Below are 19,358 nucleotides of genomic sequence, written 5' to 3'. Positions count from 1 at the left end.
GGCGAGTATTTCCTCTTTCTGGTGGTCGGTGTGGTCAGGCGCCCCAGGAGGCGGCGGGTCCGGTGCGTTCGGCGGCGAGCCGTTGCTGCTGTCCGGAGCGGGCGTAGGCGGCCATCGGATCCTCCGGCAACCCGCGTTCAGCACGCCGGGCCGCCAGCAACGGCCGGACATCGGTGTAGAAGGCGTCCATGAACACGGCATTGGCGCCGAGCACATCCCCGGACTCCTGGGCGGCGGTGAGTGCGTCGAGATCGACCAGCGCGGCCCGTGCCGTCATCTCCTCGACATTGAGCACCGAGCGGAGCTGACCGGGGATCTTGTCCTCGATGTTGTGGCACTGGTCGAGCATCAGCGCCACACCGTTCGCCAGGTCCAGACCGCCTCCGCGCAGCACCTCGAACAGGATCCGGAACAGCTGGAACGGATCGGCGGCACCGACGATCAGGTCGTCGTCGGCGTAGAAGCGGGAGTTGAAATCGAACGACCCCAGCTTCCGCAGCCGCAGCAACTGCGCCACGATGAACTCGATATTGGTGCCCGGCGCGTGATGACCGGTGTCCAGGCACACCACCGCCCGCTCCCCCAGCGCACTCACCTGGGCAAAAGCGGTACCCCAGTCCGGCACATCGGTCATATACATGGCCGGCTCGAAGAACTTGTACTCCAGCACCAACCGCTGGTTCGCACCGACATGCTGGTAGATGGCGGCCAGCGATTCGGCGAGCCGGTCCTGCCGGCCCCGGATATCACCCTGCCCCGGGTAGTTGGTGCCGTCGGCGAGCCAGATCTTCAGATCACGGGAACCGGTCTGCGCCATGACCTCCAGGCATGCCAGGTGATGATCGATCGCCTTCTGCCGGATCCGCTTGTCGGTATGAGTCAGACTGCCGAACTTGAAGTCGTCGTCCTGGAACGTATTCGAGTTGATCGTGCCCAGCCCGACCCCGAGATCCGCGGCGTACCGGCCGAGCGCGGCATAGTCGTCCACGGTGTCCCACGGAATGTGCAAGGCGACGGCCGGTGCCAGGCCGGTGAGCCGATGCACGGTCGCGGCGTCGGCGATTTTCTCCTGAACCGTACGAGCCGTTCCCGGCGTGCCGAACACCTTGAAACGGGTACCGGAATTGCCGAATGCCCAGGAGGGCAGTTCGATGGCGAGGGCTTCCAGGGCGGTGTCGATGGACACGGGATATGTTCCTTTCGCGACGGACGGATTCGGCATATCAGCGACCTCCCACCGGAGCGCCCTCGAGACCCCGACCGGACCCCTCGTCCGGCAGCACTCCCGTGGATTCGGTGACCGGGCTGCCGTAACGCTCGATTTCGATCTCGCGCAGGGTCTTTCCCTGCGTACGCGGGGCGAAGACAGCGCCGATCGCCAGGGCCACGGTGAGCAGGCCGATCAGCAGCAGCCCGACAACGGTGAGCCCGGTGGCGGCGAGCATGGTCGGGAAGAAATAGCTCAGCAGGCCGGTTGCCGAGCGCACGACGAAGAACATGAAGCCCTGCGCGCTGGCGCGATACGGTGTGGCGAACAGTTCGCTGGTCCACAGGCTGTAGAACGCCTGCGCACCGATACCGCTGGAGATGCCCCACAGCACCGCGAAGATGAGCAGCGTCGGCATCCCGGCGTCGGTGAAGAACACCAGCACACACCAGGCCAGGATGCCGAGCGCGGCACCGGTGACGTAGAGCTTGCGCTGCGAGATCCGGTCGGCGTAGGCCATGAAACCGAAATAGGTCGCCAGCACCGTGGCTCCCCAGACCAGCACCTGTAGCAGGTTCTGCGCAACCGCGCTGTGCACGCCCGCGCTCTCGTAGACCCGCGGCATGAAAATACCCGCCTGCCCGGCGACAGTGTTCCAGAAGCCGTAGATACCGATCAGCACCAGCAACGCGGTGATGTTGATCCGCCGGGAGAACAGCCCACGCATCCCCTGACCGCCGGTCGTGGCCTGCGTCGCCGATCCGGTACCGGATCCGGTCTCGTCCTTCCAGATCTGCGATTCGGCCAGGCCCTGCCGAATCCACCAGACCACCGCCGCGACCACGAAAAGATGCAGGAAGATCAACCGGGAACCGAGCAGTTCCAGCGGCGCCAGCGCGGCCGCCAGGGCGAAACCGATCAGCGGGCCGACCGACCAGGCCAGCTGCGCGGTACCGACGTGGCGGGCGCGACCGTCGGTGGGAGCCTGCTCGGCGATATAGGTCCAGGACGCGGGCACACCCGCACCGACCGCGATACCGGTGATCACGAACGCGGCCAGCAGCATCGCGAAATTCATCGCGAAAGTCGCGAGCAGTACACCCGCCATGTAGACGAGCAGATCGTAGGTATAGATCGCCTTGCGCCCGAAGCGATCACACAGTGGCCCGCCGATACCCGCGCCGATCGCCGCACCGAACGCGTTCGCACTGAGCGCGGCCAGCAAGCCCACGGCGAAATTGCTGATGCCGAACGCGTCCTGCCAGAAAGTCAGGCTCGTAGCGATCGCGATGATCGAACCCGCCTCGATGTAATTGGACATCGCGACGGAGATCGTCGCTTTCCACCCGGTGGTGGATCGTGCGCCTACCTTCATGGTCTTCCTCGGGGGTCTAGCAGGAGTCTCGGTGTGGGTCAGGTGAGTCGCGGGCTCAGTCGAGGTGGAAGTACTCGGTGAGGCGGTGCATCGTCTCGTCCGGCCGCGCGCCCAGCTCGCCCGGGGTGGTCACAGGAGCCTGGAAGTACTCGGCCATCGTCGCCTGCCAGCGCGCATTGACCTCGGTGGCGGCCATCGCGGCCTGGGCCTTCGCGAAATCCGGCGTCTCCAGATAGCCGACCACCAGCCCGTCTTCCGGACGGAGGAACAGCGAGTAATTCGTCCAACCGGCCCCGCGCAGCGCGTCGAGCATGTCCGGCCACACCGTGGTGTGGGCAGCCAGGTAGTCGTCGATCCGGTCCGGGCGCAAGGCCAGCAGGAAACAGACTCGTTCGGTGGTGTCGGGCATCCGGGATTCCGCCTCGTCGTTGAAACGTTTCAATATGTGAGTGCGGCCACTGTATGCCTTGATCGGCGATCAGGTCAACACCCAGGGGCGGGCATACCAGTCGATCGGTCGGCGACGTGGCGGCAGCGCCTCGCATACCTGCGGTCGCGCTGTGAGCGTGCCCGATCTCTCTCGGCGCTGCCGGCGGGCTGATCGGATCGACGATCGCCCGGTCCAGACCCCTCCGACGACCGTAGGTCGGCGGGTAGCCGCCAGGCCGGTTCACGCTCCGGAGTGGAGGTGAGCGGCCCACAGCGATGGGGTGGCCGGGAAGGCGTCGCGCGCCGCGCGGACAGCGTGGTGCAGCGCATGGGGCGCGCGGCCGATATCGACCACCGTCGTATCGGGCGCGGTACGCAAGGCCGTGTAGAAGTCCTCGGCGATGCGGATCGCGATATCGTCGTCGATTGTCCACAGAGTGCCGATGACGTGGGAGTATCCGGCCAGCTGGAAGGCGGATGCGAGGTGGATGGACTCGTCGACCAATTGCGTGCCGGTGCTGATGGCGGTATCGCAGGCCGACAGATACGCCAACCGTGCCCGGTCGAGGTGGATCGGGGCCAGTGCGGCGACGGTGAGCGGTGTCGTGGCGTGATCGTGTAACAGCAGCCGACTGCGCGAAGGGTCGTCGGAGTCGGACGCTCCGTGACAGGCGAAGTGCACGATGGCGCGTTCCGGCAGCAGATCCAGCACAGCGGCCGTTGTCGGGTGGGTGTGCTCGGCACCCGGACCCGGCGGGCCGCCGAGATCGTTCCCGTCGTCGGGCTCGGTGAGGACAGTGGCACCCGGCAGATGTGTGGCGACCAGACGGGCCTCGTCGAGCACGTGGTGCAGCCGCCCCTCGATCCCCGGAGTCGTGGGCATGGCCACGACGAGGGCCGGCCCGGCAGTGTCCGGGTCTGCGGTGAACGGGCGCCGGCGCCGGGCGTATTCGAGAGCGGCGACCGTGGGCGTATAGGAAGAGACGACGCGGTCCAGCACCGTCGCCGCGTCGGATCCGGCCGAATCAGTGTGATAGCCGGCCGCGTGGATCGGCAGTTGGCCCAGCAGTCCGCCGGGTGCCCACCATATCCGCGGTCCGGACCGGTCGGGCGCAATCGGCCGATGGAAACCCAGCGCATCGAGAACCGGACCGGCTGCGTTGTCCCACAGCCATTCCAGGGTGGCGCTCAAGTGTCGTTGCGCGGCTTGCCGTTCGGAACCGGTGATACCGTGCGCGGCGGTGTTCAGCGCCGCGCGGAAGGCGCGGGCTCGATCGCGCACGGTCTCCGCGGACAGGGTAGACAGCGGCAGGCGGGAGATTCCGTCGGCGGTGAGCAGAAGTGCGTCGCTACCGTACCGGCCGATACTGAAAGCCACCACGGGCCCGTGGCCGGCCTGCGCAACCAATTGCCCGGTCGACGGTGGCAGGGCGAATGTTTCGAATCCGGGTTGCCTCCGGATGCGGGTGAGTACCTCGTCGAACTCTCGTGCAAGTCGGGGCCGATCGAGAACCGGGCCGGCGGAGCCGGCGGGATGGTGGGCGGCGCCGGATCGGTCGAGCTGCTCACGCAGCCGGACGAAGTCACCACCGAGGTCAGGATGCCGGTCCATGAGCTCGGTGGTATCCGCGCGCAGCTGGACCGTGCGGTTCAGCAGTACGGCCCGGCCGGCCTCGAGCAGACGTAGCGCCCGCTCCGCCCGGTCGTTCTCGGGTACGGCCGGATTCCGTAACGTCAGCGCCGCGGCATCGGCGGCGAAGCCGCCCCATCGGCCGATGGCGTACTGCTGATCGGACCGTTCCAACTGCCGTGGCGTGGTCTCGGGCAGCAGTCGGATCGCGTGCTCGATCAACTCGGCCGCACGGTCCGGTCGGGTGGCCGCGACCAGATCGGCGGCAGCGCGGGCCGCCAGGAGCCGGGTCGACGGTGATGCCACAGTCGAACGCTGCGCGTCGAGAAAGGCCCTGATGGCTTCGTCTCGGTCGCCCGGGGCGTCCGAGGGCAAGAACCGCATCCTCAGGGCGGCCCCGAGCTCGATCAGCCGTTGAGCGTGTGCAGGGTGATCGGCGGGTGTGATACTTGCGGCGCGCCGCAGCGTATCGATGGCCTCGTCGAGATCCGGCTGAGTTCTCGTCTTCTCGAAGCACGTCCGGAGAGCGCGCCCGAGGTTGCTCAGCATGGCCGGTAGGTCGGGGTGATCGGCGGGCGTCGCGGCGACGGCCTGCCGGAACATATCGATCGCCGCTGCCGGATCGGCCGTTTCGGGCGCCTGCTCGAAACTGGCCAACAGGGCGTTTCCGAGATTCATCAGCAGGAGATTCATTGTGCGGTAACCCGTCGGCGCCGAGTCCGCTGCGGCGCGCAGACTGGCGACGGCCTCATCCAGGTCCGATCGTGTGCCCTTGCGCTCGTATCGATTCCGCAGTGCCGTCCCCAGCGTCGTCAGTCTGCCGGCTCGCGTGCTGCTCTCCCCCGACGTCCCGGCAACAGCATGCCGAGCCATCCGGATGGCTTCGTCCAGATCGGTCATCGAACCGGTTCGATCGAACCGATCGACGAGCGCCCGGCCGAGGCTGCTCGTCCGATCGGGGTAATCGGGATCCTGCGTATCCGTTGCCGCGACCGCTTTCCGGCCGATCCGGATCGCCTCGTCCAGATCCGCCGCATTGCCGGTCCGCTCGAAGTGGATCCGCAGTGTGACCCCCAGACCGAACTGGTGCCGGGCACGATCGGGATGGCCGGCCGGGGTTGCCGCCACCGCCTGCCGTCCCGCTTCGACCGCCTCGTCCAGATCGGATATCGTCCCGGTCCGCTCGAACCGGCTCAGCAGCGCCCCGCGGAGGGTGTCCATGAAGTCGGCGCGACTCGGATCGCCGGCGGGGAGGCCGGCCAACGCCTGTCGCACGAGCCGAACGGCGTGATCGGCATCGGCACGCTCGCCGGTCAGCTCGAAACGAGACTGCAGGCTCTGCCCGAGGACGTGCCGGATTTCGGTCCGCAGACTGTCGGGAAGCGTCGCGGGCATGGCCGATAGGGTCTGCTCACCCAGCCGGATGGCCTCGTCCAGATCGGCCGCCGTCCCCGTTCGCGCGTATCTGTCCGCGTGCGCTGCGGCGAGCTGCACCAGCCGCACGCAGAGCTGCGGATCGTGCGCGGGCGTCGCCGCCACCGTCCGGTGCCCCAGCACGATCGCTTCGTCGAGGTCGGCGAGTTGCCCGGTTCGCTCGAATCGAGTCAGTAGCACAGCACCGAGACCGGCGGTCCTGTCGGCGAGCTCCGCATCGCTGTCGCCGGTGCGCAGGACCGCTGCCCGCATCAGCAGCACCGCGTCGTCCAGGTCGGCCGGGTCTCCCACGTTCTCGAACCGGGTATGCAGGCTGCTTCCGACCGCTACCAGCAGGACGGTGTGGAAGGGCATATCGGCCGGGACGATATCCAGTGTCCGGCGACCGATCAGGATGGCCTCGTCCAGATCGGCTGCCGCGTTCGTCCGGCCGAACCGGAATACCAGTCCCCTGGCCAGGTGGTACCGAATACCGGGAAACGCAGGGTGGCCGGGCGGGGTGTCGGCGACGAGCTGCCGGCCCATACAGATCGCGTCGTCCAGTTCGGCGACGGTCTTCGCCCGATTCAGACGGCTCCGGAAAGCATCCAGAGGGCCGAACGGACCGCTTCGGCCGACGCCGGCCAGCTGCTGCCAGAGACCCTTGGCAGCGCCGAGGAAGCCGGATCCGCCGATGTCACCATTGCGCTCACGATCTGCCATCACCCTCCCGACATTCGTACCGACGCTGGGCATCGTCCCCGGCCAGGACGAGACTGCCGAGCAACCGACTAGGTGCACACGCGCTCGGCGCAGGACTGAATGCACCCGGCCGCGGGCGGTTCCGTCGTACACCTGTTCCCGGGGTATCGACAGTAACTCTGTCAGCCGGCACGGTCGGCGAGTTCGCCTATGGCCCGCTGGATCCCTTCGGCGAGGGTTTCGATATCGGGGGTCGTGTCGTAGTCACCGGTGATTCCGAATACCAGCTGGTCGTGGTAGCTGAGTATCGCGATCGCGGTGCGCAGCCGCATGGCGATCGGGACCGCGGGCAGCAGTTCCAGCACCGGCCGGCCGTGCAGCCTGAGTTGTTGTCGCGGGCCCGGCACGTTGGTTGCCAGCGCGGCGACACCGCGCTGCGGAAACCGGGCAACCGCGCGCAGTGTCCAGGCGACGGCGGCGAACGGCAGCAGATGTGCCAGCCCCAGAACCGTGTGCTCGGCGCCTGCCGCACCGCCGGCCTTCTCGTGCCGCATCCGCTGGTGCACGGTGCGCAGGCGCTCCACCGGGTCGGCCCGGTCGACCGGCAGATACGGCAGTACCGCCGAAACGCGATTGTCCATAACGTATTTCGCATGCTCGGCTCGCATGGATACCGGCACCAGGATCCGTAATCCGGGTGCGGTGGGTTCCTCGCCGCGGCGTAGCAACAGCTCGCGGTACCCCGCGGCGAGTACCGCCAGGACCACATCGTTGACGGTGACGTCGTAGGCGTTGCCGATATCTCGCACCGACCGCAGCGGTAACCGCACCGCAACGTATCGGCGTTGGTGGCCGATCGGCCCGTTCAGCGACGACTCCGGGGCCGATCCGACCACGGCAGCGCCGACCGGAACGAGGCTACGGACCGTGCCGAGCACCGATCCCGGCACCGCGATCGGCAACTTCAGCATTCGGGAGATCCCCGGCCGTCGACGTCCGCGGCGGACAGCGGGCGCATCGGCCGGCGTAGCCGCCGGCCACGGATCGCAGAGCTTCTCGAACACACCGACGCCGGACACCCCGTCGACCAGGCTGTGATGGGCCTTCATCAGCAGGGCCCAGCGGTCCTCGGTCAGCCCCTCCACCACGGTGCAGGACCAGAGCGGACGGTCGCGATCCAGGCGCTCTTCGATTTCTGCGGCCACCAGCTCCCACAGTGTCGTTTCGTCGGCCGGGGAGGGCAGCGCGGTCCATCGAAGGTGGTGCGCGATATCGAACCGGGGGTCGTCCTCCCACACCGGTGCGGTCAGATCCAAGGGTGTTCGGCGCACCCGCTGTCGCAACCGCGGTACAGCGGACAACCGCCGATTCAGCGTTTCTGCCAGCCGGTGCCGCGGCGGCGGCGCTCCGGCCATGACCGCGACGACGGCGATACCCAGGCTGACCCGGGGATCGGCATCCTCCAGTTCGATGAAGCCCGTATCCAGCGGCTGCAACTCGGTCATCTCCGCCGGTCCTTTCCTGCGGGGCGGCCGGAGTAGGACACCGGGCCCGTGCGGTCCGACCGGGTAGGGCCGACAGTCCAGGAGCCGATAGCCGTACGCCTTACCGGTCTGATCTATCCGTTGATCGACGACTCCCATTGTCCCGCACCGCGCCCAGGTGGACCAGGGCGATACTCACCGATGACTGACCCGAAACCCGTGGCAGGTCCGCAACCGACCGACTCCGAGCTGCGGCTACACCCGATACTTAGGATAGGGTTACTTATGCTAACGTTCGCTGGCTTCCTCGGTTCGGGTTGTGGTTTCCGGCCTCACAATGATCGCGCGGAGCACCACCTGTCGCCGAGAAGCAGAAAGCCGTGACGAACGTGAAAACTTCCGTGGGCCGGATCGGTCTCGTGGCCGTCGCCGCCGTGCTGGCGAGCACCCTCGTCGCCTGCGGGCAATCCGAGCAGGTCGACGACCCCCGCACCGTATCCGCCGGAGAAGGCAGTACCACCTACCCGGTAGTCCTCGACAACTGTGGTGAGACGATCACCGTCGACGCGGCACCGCAACGGGTCGTGTCATTGGATCAGGGTTCGACCGAGATCCTGCTGTCGCTCGGCCTCGGCGACCGGATGGTGGGAACCGCATCGTGGACGGATCCCATTCGCGAGAACCTGGCCACAGCGAACGCGTCGGTTCCGCGCCTCGCGGAGAACGCACCGACCTACGAGGTCGTCCTGGGAGCCGATCCCGACTTCGTCACCGCGTCGTTCGGCCGGCATTTCGCGCAAGGCGGCGTCGCAGAGCGGAGCCGTTTCGAAGAGACCGGGATCGGGTCGTATCTGTCACCGACCGACTGCGACAACGGTGTGAGCGTCAACGGTGGCGGGAAGCGCACCACACCCCTGACGATGGATTCGCTGTATCAGGAGATCCGTGAGCTCGCCGCCGTCTTCGATGTGAACGACCGGGGCGCGCAACTCATCGACGAACTGCAGAGCCGCGAGACCGCGGCCCTGGCCGGCCTCGAGAAGTCGAATGTGTCGATGGCGTTCTGGTTCGCCGATACCAAAAGCCCGTACGTGGCCGGGGGGCTGGGTTCGGCGAACCTGCTCGCCACCTCGGTCGGTGCCACCAACGCTTTCGCGGAGCTGACCGACGACTGGCCCGCGGTCGGCTGGGAAACAGTCGTCGAACGCAATCCGGATGTGCTCGTCCTCGGCGACCTGATGCGCAACCGCTTTCCCGGGGACCTGCTGGCCGACAAGATCACCTTCCTCGAATCCGATCCCGTCACGCGCAACCTCGATGCCGTGCGCGACAAGCGGTACATCGCCCTGCACGGCGCCGAGATGAACCCGTCCATCCGGGCCATCGACGGACTCGAGAAAATCGTCGCCGGGCTTCGCGACGGGCAGGTGCCCAACTGACCGCCACCCGCGACCGTGCCGACACCGTCGTCCCCGAACGGGCTCGGGGGCGAGGATGGGTCGCCGGGTCGCTGATCACAGTCGGCGGGGTCGTCGCGCTCACTCTGTCGGTCCTCGTCGCCGTCACCTTGGGCCCGGCGGACATCTCACTGGTGAACGTCCGTGACGTCCTGCTCAATCACCTGGGCCTCACCGATATTCCGGTGCGGGCGGCAAAGAACGCGATCGTCTGGGAGGAGCGGCTCCCGCGCGCACTGGTGGCTGCCGCATGCGGGGCGGGGCTCGGAATCTGCGGCGTGATCATGCAGTCACTTCTGCGCAACCCGCTGGCGGACCCGTTCGTCCTGGGCATCTCGTCCGGCGCGTCGACAGGTGCCGTCATCGTAGGTGTTCTCGGCGTGGGCAGCGCCGCGCTCGGGTTGTCCGGCGGTGCGTTCATCGGAGCGCTGATCGCATTCGGGCTGGTGCTGCTGCTCGCCCGCCTCTCCGGCGGCAGCAACGACCGAGTCATCCTCGCCGGTGTCGCCAGTACACAGCTGTTCTCGGCGCTGACCTCGTTCGTCATCTTCGCGTTCGCGGACTCCGACGAGACCCGTGGTGTGATGTTCTGGCTCCTCGGGTCGCTCGAAGGCGTCCGCTGGGACGATGTCCGGCTGTGTGCGGTGGTGGTGCTCGCCGGGACGGCGGTGTGCCTGTACTACGCGTACGTCCTGGATGCCTTCTCATTCGGTGACGAGGTCGCGGGATCGCTCGGCATCTCGGTCGGGAAGTTCCGGCTCATGCTCCTGGTGTGCACGGCGATCATCACCGCGACCCTCGTCAGTGTCGCCGGTGCCATCGGGTTCGTCGGGCTGGTGCTCCCGCACGCCGCGCGGTTCCTGCTGGGGCCCCGGCACAGCCGGCTGGTTCCCGCGACGGCACTACTGGGGGCGGTCTTCATGGTGTGGGTGGATGCCGTCTCCCGCGTCGCCTTCGCACCCACCCCCCTGCCGGTGGGTGTGGGCACTGCGCTGGTCGGCGTGCCCGCGTTCATCCTCATTCTGTCGCGCAGGAGGAGAGTCCGGTGACTCTGCACGCGGATACCGTCAGCTGGAACCGCGGCGGTGCGCTCGTTGTCGACGGAGTCACGGTGACTCCGGCACCGGGCGAGACCGTGGGCCTACTCGGTCCGAACGGCTCCGGGAAATCCTCGCTGCTGCATCTGCTCAACGGTGTCGTACGCCCGACCGCGGGTGTTGTCACCCTCGACGGCGACGATCTGTCCACCATGCGGCGCAAAGAGATTGCGCGCGCGGTGGCCGTCGTCGCCCAGCACGCCGACACCGACCTCGACATCACGGTCGGTGACGTGGTGCGCCTCGGACGCATCCCGCACCGGACAACATTCGGCGGGAACCCCACCACCGATGACGCCGCGGTGGCGGCCGCGCTCGAGCACACCGGCCTCACCGCGAAAGCGAACCGGCTCTGGCACCGGCTTTCCGGTGGGGAGAAGCAACGTGTCCAGATCGCCCGCGCCCTGGCTCAGGAGCCGCGTGAGCTCCTCCTGGACGAGCCGACCAATCACTTGGACATCCACCATCAACTGGAGTTGCTGGCGCTGGTCACCCGGCTGCCCGTCACCAGTGTGATCGCCCTGCACGACCTCAACCTCGCTGCCATGTTCTGCGATACCGTCGTCGTTTTGAAAGAGGGCCGGGTCGTGGCCGGCGGAAAACCTGCGGAGGTCCTGACCTCCGAACTGATCGCCCGGGTGTACAACGTCCGCGCCGAGGTTCTTGTCGACGAGTCGAAGGGGCGGCTGTCGATCCTGTTCGAACCGGGGCCTGTTGCCGTCCCCGCGCGGTAACGGCCGGCGTGCCTCGCCACCGTCCGGCGCGGCGGCACGTACTCCCCGGGCGCTCGGGCGCCGATGGTCGCTGCTGACCGGCCTCACGGCGGCGACCCCGACCGTCCGGCTGCTCGTTCTCACCCAACTGGCGTTCAATATCGGCTTTTTCATGGTGTTGCCGTACCTGTCGGTGCACCTGACGGAGGATCTCGGCCTACGGGCGGCGTTCGTCGGCGTGGTGCTCGGGCTCCGCACGTTCTCCCAGCAGGGCCTGTTCTTCATCGGAGGCTCGCTCGCGGATCGGTGGGGTGTGAAACCCGTGGTCGTCGCCGGCTGTGTGTGCCGGATCCTCGGCTTCGCCGGGTTGGCCTTCGCCGGGTCGGTACCCGGAATCGTGGTGGCGACCGTCCTGAGCGGATTCGCCGGGGCACTGTTCTCCCCGGCAGTCGAGTCCGCCCTCGCGACCGCCGCCGGAGACGCCGAGGACGGCGGCCGATCCCGAAAGGATGTTTTCGCGCTCTTCGCCGCGTACGGCCAGATCGGCACGTTCATCGGCCCGCTGCTCGGATCGCTCCTGCTGGTGGCCGGCTTCTCCGCCGCCTGCCTGGTTGCGGCCGGCATCTTCGCCGTAATCCTGGTCGTCCATCTGCGGCGGCTCCCCACACAGCCCGGCGCCCACACTGCCGAAAGCTGGCTCGACGGCTGGCGGGAAGTGCTCGCCAACAGAACCTTTCTGCTGTTCGCGGTGGCGATGAGTTCTCAGCTGGTGGCGTACAACCAGCTGTACCTGCTGTTACCGCTGGAGCTCGACCGCGCATGGGGGTCGCAGGCGCCGCTGGGCTGGTACTTCGCGCTGGCGTCGGTATTCGTCGTCATCGCCCAGCTACCCATCACCCGGCGGGTGCGCACCGCCGCGGCCCTGCCCGGGGGTCTGATCGTCACGGCCGCCGCATTCGTCGTGATGGCTCTCCTGGCGCCGAGGCAACTCCACGGCGTGCCCGCACTCATCCCGCCCGCCGTATTCACTCTCCTCCTGACACTGGGACAGATGACTACCATGCCCCTCGCCCGAGATCTGGTGCCACGCATGGCCGCTGAACGCCGTCTCGGGTCGTACTATGGGCTTTTCGCCTCGATCGGCGGACTCGCCGTCCTGGTCGGCTCGGTGCTCACCGGAGTCCTGATCGACATGTTGCCGGCCACCACAGGCTGGGGACTCACCATGCCGTGGTGCGCTGTCGCCCTGGCACTACTTGCGAGCTCGCTGGCCTTGAAGCTCCAACTGCGCTCACATGATTCCGCATCGGCATACCTGGCGCGCGGTGCCGGATAGCACCGACGGCCGAGCGGCCGCGAAGCCTGCCGTTCTGGGGCACCTGACCTGGTGAGCCGGATGAATGGTGGCCGTATGGTCCGCCGGCGCGATTCAAGCCTGTGGCGGCGCGGCTGTAGCGTCTGGGTCACGGTCGAGTGCCGCGCCGGCTCCCCGAGGTGCGGCATCCCCCGTTCCAGCACCGGGCGTCGGCGCTTCGCTGTGTACAGCAGTGCCGGTCGAGTCCCCCGGAGCACCGGATATTGCGTCGTTACCGTTTCGTGGGTCCTGAACCGGATCGACGGTCGCTGCGACCGCCCTCCCGGCCGCCCGGAGCCTGATATTCTTCGCGCGCGGAGAAGTCGGCACGAAAAGTGTTGGCATGGACGAGAACCGGCGTATCGCGGCGGCCCCGGAGAGCCGCCGGCAGGTTACGGGTGACGGCCGGAACGAAGGGCGGATGTGGTTCTGCGCATCGGTGAGGAATTCGCGGGTTACCGGATCGATCGAGAACTGGGCCGCGGAGGGATGGGAGTTGTCTACCGCGCGGTGCACCCACGGCTGCCGTCCAAAAAAGTGGCGCTCAAGGTATTCGACCCCGCACGCGCCGACCCGCGCGGGTTGCGCATGTTCGGGCGGGAAGCCGAACTCGTCTGCGGGCTGTCGCATCCGAACGTCGTGCGGATACACGACCGGGGTGTCACCGACGACGGGCTGTGCTGGATCGATATGGAATACGTCGATGGTCCCAATGCTGCCGAGGTACTGCTCGACGCCGGCGCCGGACTGGATCCGCACCGTGCTGTCCGCTTCATTTCCGACGCCGCCGCCGGTATCGACCACGCCCATCACAACAAGGTCGTGCATCGCGATATCAAACCGTCCAACCTGCTGGTCTCCACCGTCGCCGGCGGTGAACGCGTCTTGGTCGCCGATTTCGGAATCGCCCGCAGCCTCGAAGACGACGCCACCCTCACCGGTGTCGGCAGACGTGAATACTCGCCGCATTACGTGGCCCCTGAACGTTTCGTCAGTTCGCTGCCCGACCACCGCTGCGACATCTACTCGCTCGGGGCGACATTGCACCAGCTACTCACCGGTTCCTACCCTTACCCCAACCGTGGCGACCGGGAACTGATCCACGCACACCGTAGCGAACCTGCTCCGGTGCCCACACGTATCCGCCCGGAACTGCCGGAGGCGTTCGACTCCGTTATCGCCAAGGCGATGGCCAAGGATCCCGACGATCGATTCCAGAGCTGCGCTGATCTGGCGACCGCCGCCCGCGCAGCCCTGTCGGACAATGTGGTCGTCGAGGTGGCCCGCCCTGCCCCTACCGTTTCACCGCCTCGGGCCATGACATCCGAGCCGGCCGTAGCCGGAACGGTCACAGGCGCGGAAACGATTGTCTCCCGGGACACCACCGTGCTCGACTCCCGGGTTCTCCCTCGCCGGCCATGGACGCTCGCCGCCGGGCTCGCCGTGCTGACCGTCGCGCTCGCCGCCGGCTGGGCCCTGGCAGTCCGGGCCGAACCCGACCCGCCGGCGACCCCGGTACCGATCGTGGGTCCGGGCCCGACCGGCACGGCACCCATCCGACTGACGGCACGATGTTACTGGACCCTCCGGCACTTCAGTGGCGACCGCACGTACGTGGAACTGCCGACCGGCCACAGCTCCCGAGACGAGCCGAACTGCATCCTGAACCTCGGCGACCGCACCGACAGCGTGTCCTCCGTACAGCGCGCGATCGCGCTGTGTCATCAGATTCCCGTCGATATGTCGGGAACCTACGACTTCGCGACGAAGTCGGCGATCGAGCAGCTTCAGAAGACCGCCGGCGCCATGGCCGACGGCATCTACGGTCCACGGACCCGCGCCACAGTTCTGCGATGGCCGGTGTTCCGGGAAACGGACGGAGGGTTTGCAGAAATATGCCGGAGCCTCGGCTGAGCCCGATACCCATCGATATGCGACTGCTCGGGCCGGTGCGCCTGGTGGTCGGCGGCCGCCGACTCCGCCTCAGTGGTCACCGGACGCAGACGATCCTCGCGGTACTCGCCGTCGAACGCGGGGTCGCGGTGTCCCCGCAACACCTCGGCCGGCGCGTCTGGGACGACGAACCACCGCCCACCTACCGCAGCAGCCTGCAGAACCAGATCGCGCGGATCCGCGCCGCCATCCGCGCCGCGGGCGTTTCCGATACCGACCTGCTGCGCACCGAATCCGGCTGCTACCGTCTGCTCCTCCGGCCCGGCGAGTGCGATCTGCACCGTTTCACCGAGGCCCGCACGGAAGCTGTAATGGCGCGGGACAGAGGCGATTACGAGGGTGCGTCGGGTGCGTTCCGGCGAGCGCTGGCGGAATGGTCCGGGGACGCGCTGGCCGGGCTGCCGGCCGCCCGATTCGTGGACGGTTTCCGGGTCCGCATGGAGGAGGAGCGGCGGCAGACGGTGATCGACCGGATCGATATGGATATCGCCTGCGGCCGGGCCCGGGAGGTCATCGGGGAACTGCGGGTCATGACCGGCGAGTCGCCCACCGGGGTCGCGGTGTGGTCGCGTTATGTCACCGCGCTCTACCTCGGCGACAGAGCCGAGGACGCCGCCGGGGCATGCCGGGTCATCCTGGACCGGCTGCACGACCAGGGTATGGACGCGCCGCAAGAACTCCGGGCACTACAGGAGCGGATACTGCGTCACGAATCTCTGCCCGGAATTCCTGTTTCCGGCTCAACGGTGCCGGACGGAGAGCGGCCGACCCTGCAGGAATCGCTGTCGGCGATCATGCTGGCCTCCGATGATGGCCAGGTGATCGCTGTCACCGAGGCCGGTGTGAGCATCGGCCGCGGCGTCGGCAACGATCTGCGGCTGGCCGATCCGAAGATCAGCCGCCGGCACGCCCGTGTCGACTGCGACGGTGAACGCGCGCACATCGCCGACCTCGGCTCCGCGAACGGGGTTCACGTGAACGACCGCCGCATCACCTCGGCGACTCCGCTCGAACCAGGCGACACCATCCGCCTGGGATCCACGGTGTTGAAAGTGCGCCTCTCCGAACCTGACCGGTGATTGTCAGGACACATTGGCGCGACGTGAGCGCGACGTTGGCGAGCGTGGATAACTTCATTTCACCCTGCTCGGGGTATCCCGAGTAACTGTCACCACGAAGGAACCGAAGCCGAAATGAACGAGATGTCCACCAAACGCCCAACCGGCCGCGCACTCCGAGCGCTCGTGGTCGCAGGTATCGCGCTGAGCATCGCGGGTGGTTCGAGCGCGCTCGCCCAGGCCCAGGGCGCGCCCGCAAGGTCCGCCGAGCAGAACGCCGCCCATGCCTGTGCGTCCTCGCATCCGACGCTGTCGCGCGGTTCGACCGGTGATTGCGTCTATGTCGCGCAGAAGATCCTCTACCTCATCGGTTTCCGCGGAACACCGCTGGACGGCGTCTTCGGTCCCGTCACCGAACAGATCGTGCGCGAGTACCAGGGATCGGCCGGGATCGAGGCCGACGGCATCGTCGGACCCGACACCTGGACCGCGCTCATCCGGTCACTCGAGCACTAGGACACGCTGAACCACCCGCGTAGAGCACGCATTACAAATTGGTCCCGGCCCGTGGGGTCCGGTCTGGAGACCAGGTCAGGTCCGGCACCACACCGGACCTGGCCTGGGGCTCGACGTGGTCCGGGAATTCATTGCCGGGTATCGGGACCGAGCGACGGTGTACGAGTCGCAGGCGCGATCAGGCATCGAGCGGCAGTCGGCAGCATCCTCCGCCGGCACGAGTTCGGCGCCGAGGCAGATAACATTTTCGACAATTCATCTCCGGTCCGAGAATCCCCGACCTCAGGAGTGGGAGGATTCCATCACCATAAACGGAAAGACTCTGGCGATGATCTTCGCGGCTTGGGCATTCGGACTGCGGAAGAAATCACTCCTGCGTTCCACGATTCTCCTGGCCGCGGCTTTCTTGCTGTTGCCGATCTCAACCGTCGGAAACGCCGTTCCATCGGCCGGCACCGGCCATGACTGGCCTATGTGGCAGTTCGACCTCGCCGGGTCCCGGCACAATCCCCACGAGACCGCCCTCACGCCGGCCACCGTGTCCTCGTTGCAGTTGAAGTGGGCGTTCGCGTTTCCCGACTCGATCGCCGCTTCCAGCCAGCCGGCGGTCGTCGACGGAACCGTCTATGTCGGTGGTCGCAACGGGACGTTCTATGCGCTGGACGCGTACACCGGTGCGACCCGGTGGTCGTTCCGAGCCGAAACGCCCCTCGGCGGAAATCTCCCGACCTACGGGCTGCGCAACGGGCCCGCGGTCGTGGATGGAACGGTTTACTTCGGCGACAATTCGGCCAGGATGTGGGCCCTCGACGCACAGACCGGTGCCCAGCGCTGGGTTCGCCGACTGGACAACCATCGGTACGCGATCATCACCGGTTCACCCCTCGTGTTCGACGGTCACGTCTATGTCGGTGTGTCCAGTCAAGAGCTGGGTGCCGCCACCAGCGACCTGTACCCGTGTTGCACCTTCCGGGGAAGTGTTGTGGCGCTCGACGCCGCGACCGGCGAGGTGCAATGGCAGCACTACACGATCCCGGCATCGGAGCCGACCCCCAGTGGATCACCGCCGTTTACCCCTAGCGGTGCGCCGGTGTGGTCCTCACCCACGATCCATCCCGAGTCACGCACGCTGTACTACACCGCCGGCAACGCCTACACCGGCTATCCCGAGGGTGCGGAAGCGATCGGCGCACTGGACATCGACAGCGGAACCGCCCGGTGGGTCCGGCGGATGACTCCCGGGGAGGCCCCTTGGAACGGCCGCTGCACCTACCCGCCGCCGGGCGGCAACTGCCCCGAGCCCGGGCACGATTTCGACTTCGGTTCGCAACCGAACATTTTCGAGATAGGTGACCGGCTGGTCGTCGGCGCGGGCCAGAAGAGCGGTGTCTACCATCTACTCGACGCCGTCACCGGCGAGATCGTCTGGCAGACCAGGTTGAACACGCCGGTGCCGGTGCTGCCCATCCCGGGCTCGGAATCGCTGCAAGGCATTCAATGGGGCGCCAGTTTCGACGGCCACCGCCTGTATGTCGCCACTTACCAGGGCACGCCGGGCACACTCTTCGCGTTGCACCCGGCGACCGGCGAGGTCATCTGGAGCACGCCGAACCCCGCCCACGGTTGCCTGTTCGATCCACCGCCGCTACCGATGCTTCCGCTGTGCCAGCTCGCCATGCCGAATGCTGTCACGTCGACACCCGGCCTGGTCTACGAGGGCAGTCTGGACGGCAAGATGCGCGTTTTCGCCGCCGAAACCGGTGCGATCCTCTGGGAATACAACACGGCACGGCACTTCCACACCGTGAACGGGGTACCGGGCGCCGGCGGCGGTATCAACGGGCACGGCGCCGTCGTCGCGAACGGAATGCTGTTCACCAATTCCGGTTACGGCCGGCAGATCACCACCGGTATGCCGGGCAATGTCCTGCTGGCCTTCGGTCTTCCCTGATTCTGCCCGGATCGAGAGAGCGACAACCGGGCTCAGCGCCGCGTCGGCAGCACCCGCACGATCCCCCGGCCGCGGTTTCCGGCCGAGCCCGCCGAGCATGAGCTGCGCTTCGGGTGCCCGGGCCCCGGTCGGCGGTCCCGGCGGCCACCAGTCGTCGAGCTGGGTCAGTCCAGGATCGACGAGTTCGAGCGAACCGAACAAACCACGGATCTCCTCCGGGCTCCGGAACCGTCCCGACCCCAAACCCGCTTCCAGATGCGCACCTTCGAGCCGGCGGGCCAGCGCGTGCAGCGCCGGGTGTGCGGGGCCGGGATCGCAGTAGTGGCTGATCGCCACGTACGACCCGGCGGGCAACAGGTCGATATAGCGGGAAACAACCGCAGCCGGGCACTGCTCGTCGGAGATGTGGTGCAGCACCGCGCCGAACAGGACCCCGACCGGCTCCCGCAGATCGAGATAACGCCCGGCCGTCTCCAGCGTCGTCGCGACATCGGTGAGATCGGACGGCAGGCACCACGTGTTCTCGTTGCGTTCCAACATCGCCCGCCCGTAGGCCACACACAACGGGTCGTTGTCCACATACACAACCCGCACCTCCCGGCGCCCGCATTCCTGCGCGACGACATGGAGCGGGTCGCGAGTGGGGAGTCCGGCACCGAGATCGAGAAACTGCCCGATCCCGTAGCGCTCGGCCGACATCCGGACAGCGCGGGCCAGCCAGCGCCGGTTCATGACATGAACATCGCCTTGCTGTGGCGCGATCCGTCTGATCCGCTCGAACGCCCGGCGATCCACCTCGTAGCAGTCCTTGCCGCCCAGGCTGTAGTCGTAGACACGGGCAACGCTGGGCCGGGCGAAGTCCCCGCCCACACAGTGGGTCCCGATCGGTGCGGCGCTACCGGCCACCATCACGTCTCCTCACAAACCGGGCGGTCACCCCTCATACGAGGCACCTCGACGGTAACACGGCAACATTAGTTATGGCGATGTTGCAGAAGGTGATAGGGACGAGAGCTCGA

13 protein-coding genes and 1 pseudogene are annotated in these 19,358 nt (G+C 67.3%); 8 read left to right on the top strand and 6 right to left on the bottom strand.

The features are described from left to right. Positions 1-34 precede the first annotated feature (34 nt). From rhaI to QH195_RS20215, 5 genes are all read right to left on the bottom strand, one after another. Complete coding sequence (gene rhaI / locus QH195_RS20235) at positions 35-1,222, bottom strand: L-rhamnose isomerase (RefSeq protein WP_280436580.1); 1,188 nt, start codon at positions 1,220-1,222, stop codon at positions 35-37. Between the two features lies 1 nt (position 1,223). Continuing rightward, positions 1,224-2,582, bottom strand: coding sequence for an MFS transporter (locus QH195_RS20230; protein WP_280436579.1), 1,359 nt, complete (start codon positions 2,580-2,582; stop codon positions 1,224-1,226). 55 nt (positions 2,583-2,637) lie between these two features. Then, on the bottom strand, positions 2,638-2,991 hold the full coding sequence (locus QH195_RS20225) for an L-rhamnose mutarotase (RefSeq protein ID WP_280425977.1): 354 nt from the start codon (positions 2,989-2,991) through the stop codon (positions 2,638-2,640). 261 nt (positions 2,992-3,252) lie between these two features. Next, positions 3,253-6,777: a CHAT domain-containing tetratricopeptide repeat protein gene (locus QH195_RS20220; RefSeq protein ID WP_280436578.1), complete on the bottom strand. Its 3,525-nt coding sequence runs from the start codon at positions 6,775-6,777 to the stop codon at positions 3,253-3,255. A gap of 161 nt (positions 6,778-6,938) precedes the next feature. Beyond that, positions 6,939-8,261, bottom strand: a complete 1,323-nt coding sequence (locus QH195_RS20215) for a wax ester/triacylglycerol synthase family O-acyltransferase (RefSeq protein ID WP_280436577.1) — start codon at positions 8,259-8,261, stop codon at positions 6,939-6,941. 368 nt (positions 8,262-8,629) lie between these two features. Between QH195_RS20215 and QH195_RS20210 the strand changes: the two genes are divergently transcribed. The 8 genes from QH195_RS20210 to QH195_RS20175 all read left to right on the top strand — a co-directional run bounded on the left by QH195_RS20210 (position 8,630) and on the right by QH195_RS20175 (position 18,339). Continuing rightward, positions 8,630-9,679 (top strand): ABC transporter substrate-binding protein, encoded by a 1,050-nt coding sequence (locus QH195_RS20210; RefSeq protein WP_280436620.1) that lies wholly within the window; start codon positions 8,630-8,632, stop codon positions 9,677-9,679. Positions 9,680-9,750: 71 nt separating this feature from the next. Beyond that, positions 9,751-10,746 (top strand): FecCD family ABC transporter permease, encoded by a 996-nt coding sequence (locus tag QH195_RS20205; RefSeq protein WP_280425979.1) that lies wholly within the window; start codon positions 9,751-9,753, stop codon positions 10,744-10,746. Continuing rightward, positions 10,743-11,528: an ABC transporter ATP-binding protein gene (locus QH195_RS20200; protein ID WP_280436576.1), complete on the top strand. Its 786-nt coding sequence runs from the start codon at positions 10,743-10,745 to the stop codon at positions 11,526-11,528. Before QH195_RS20205 ends, QH195_RS20200 begins: the two co-directional genes overlap by 4 nt. Then, positions 11,509-12,843, top strand: a complete 1,335-nt coding sequence (locus QH195_RS20195; protein ID WP_280436575.1) for an MDR family MFS transporter — start codon at positions 11,509-11,511, stop codon at positions 12,841-12,843. Before QH195_RS20200 ends, QH195_RS20195 begins: the two co-directional genes overlap by 20 nt. Before the next feature lie 441 nt (positions 12,844-13,284). Beyond that, positions 13,285-14,775 carry a serine/threonine-protein kinase gene (locus QH195_RS20190; RefSeq protein WP_280436574.1) on the top strand — a complete coding sequence of 497 codons (1,491 nt, stop codon included), beginning with the start codon at positions 13,285-13,287 and terminating at the stop codon, positions 14,773-14,775. Continuing rightward, complete coding sequence (locus QH195_RS20185) at positions 14,757-15,893, top strand: BTAD domain-containing putative transcriptional regulator (protein ID WP_280436573.1); 1,137 nt, start codon at positions 14,757-14,759, stop codon at positions 15,891-15,893. Before QH195_RS20190 ends, QH195_RS20185 begins: the two co-directional genes overlap by 19 nt. A 114-nt stretch (positions 15,894-16,007) precedes the next feature. Continuing rightward, on the top strand, positions 16,008-16,388 hold the full coding sequence (locus QH195_RS20180; RefSeq protein ID WP_280436572.1) for a peptidoglycan-binding domain-containing protein: 381 nt from the start codon (positions 16,008-16,010) through the stop codon (positions 16,386-16,388). A 328-nt stretch (positions 16,389-16,716) separates the two neighbouring features. Beyond that, the gene (locus QH195_RS20175) at positions 16,717-18,339 is read left to right on the top strand and encodes a PQQ-binding-like beta-propeller repeat protein (protein WP_280436571.1); all 1,623 of its coding nucleotides are present in this window, start codon (positions 16,717-16,719) and stop codon (positions 18,337-18,339) included. 84 nt (positions 18,340-18,423) lie between these two features. On the opposite strand, the pseudogene QH195_RS20170 reads toward QH195_RS20175, so the two are convergent. Further along, positions 18,424-19,248, bottom strand: a pseudogene (locus QH195_RS20170) (SAM-dependent methyltransferase); the annotation flags it as partial. Between the last annotated feature and the right edge of the window lie 110 nt (positions 19,249-19,358).

Source organism: Nocardia carnea (assembly GCF_029868855.1).
Classification (GTDB): domain Bacteria; phylum Actinomycetota; class Actinomycetes; order Mycobacteriales; family Mycobacteriaceae; genus Nocardia; species Nocardia carnea_A.
Note: the sequence above shows the minus strand (reverse complement) of the source record. Positions and strands in the feature narration are given on the sequence as shown.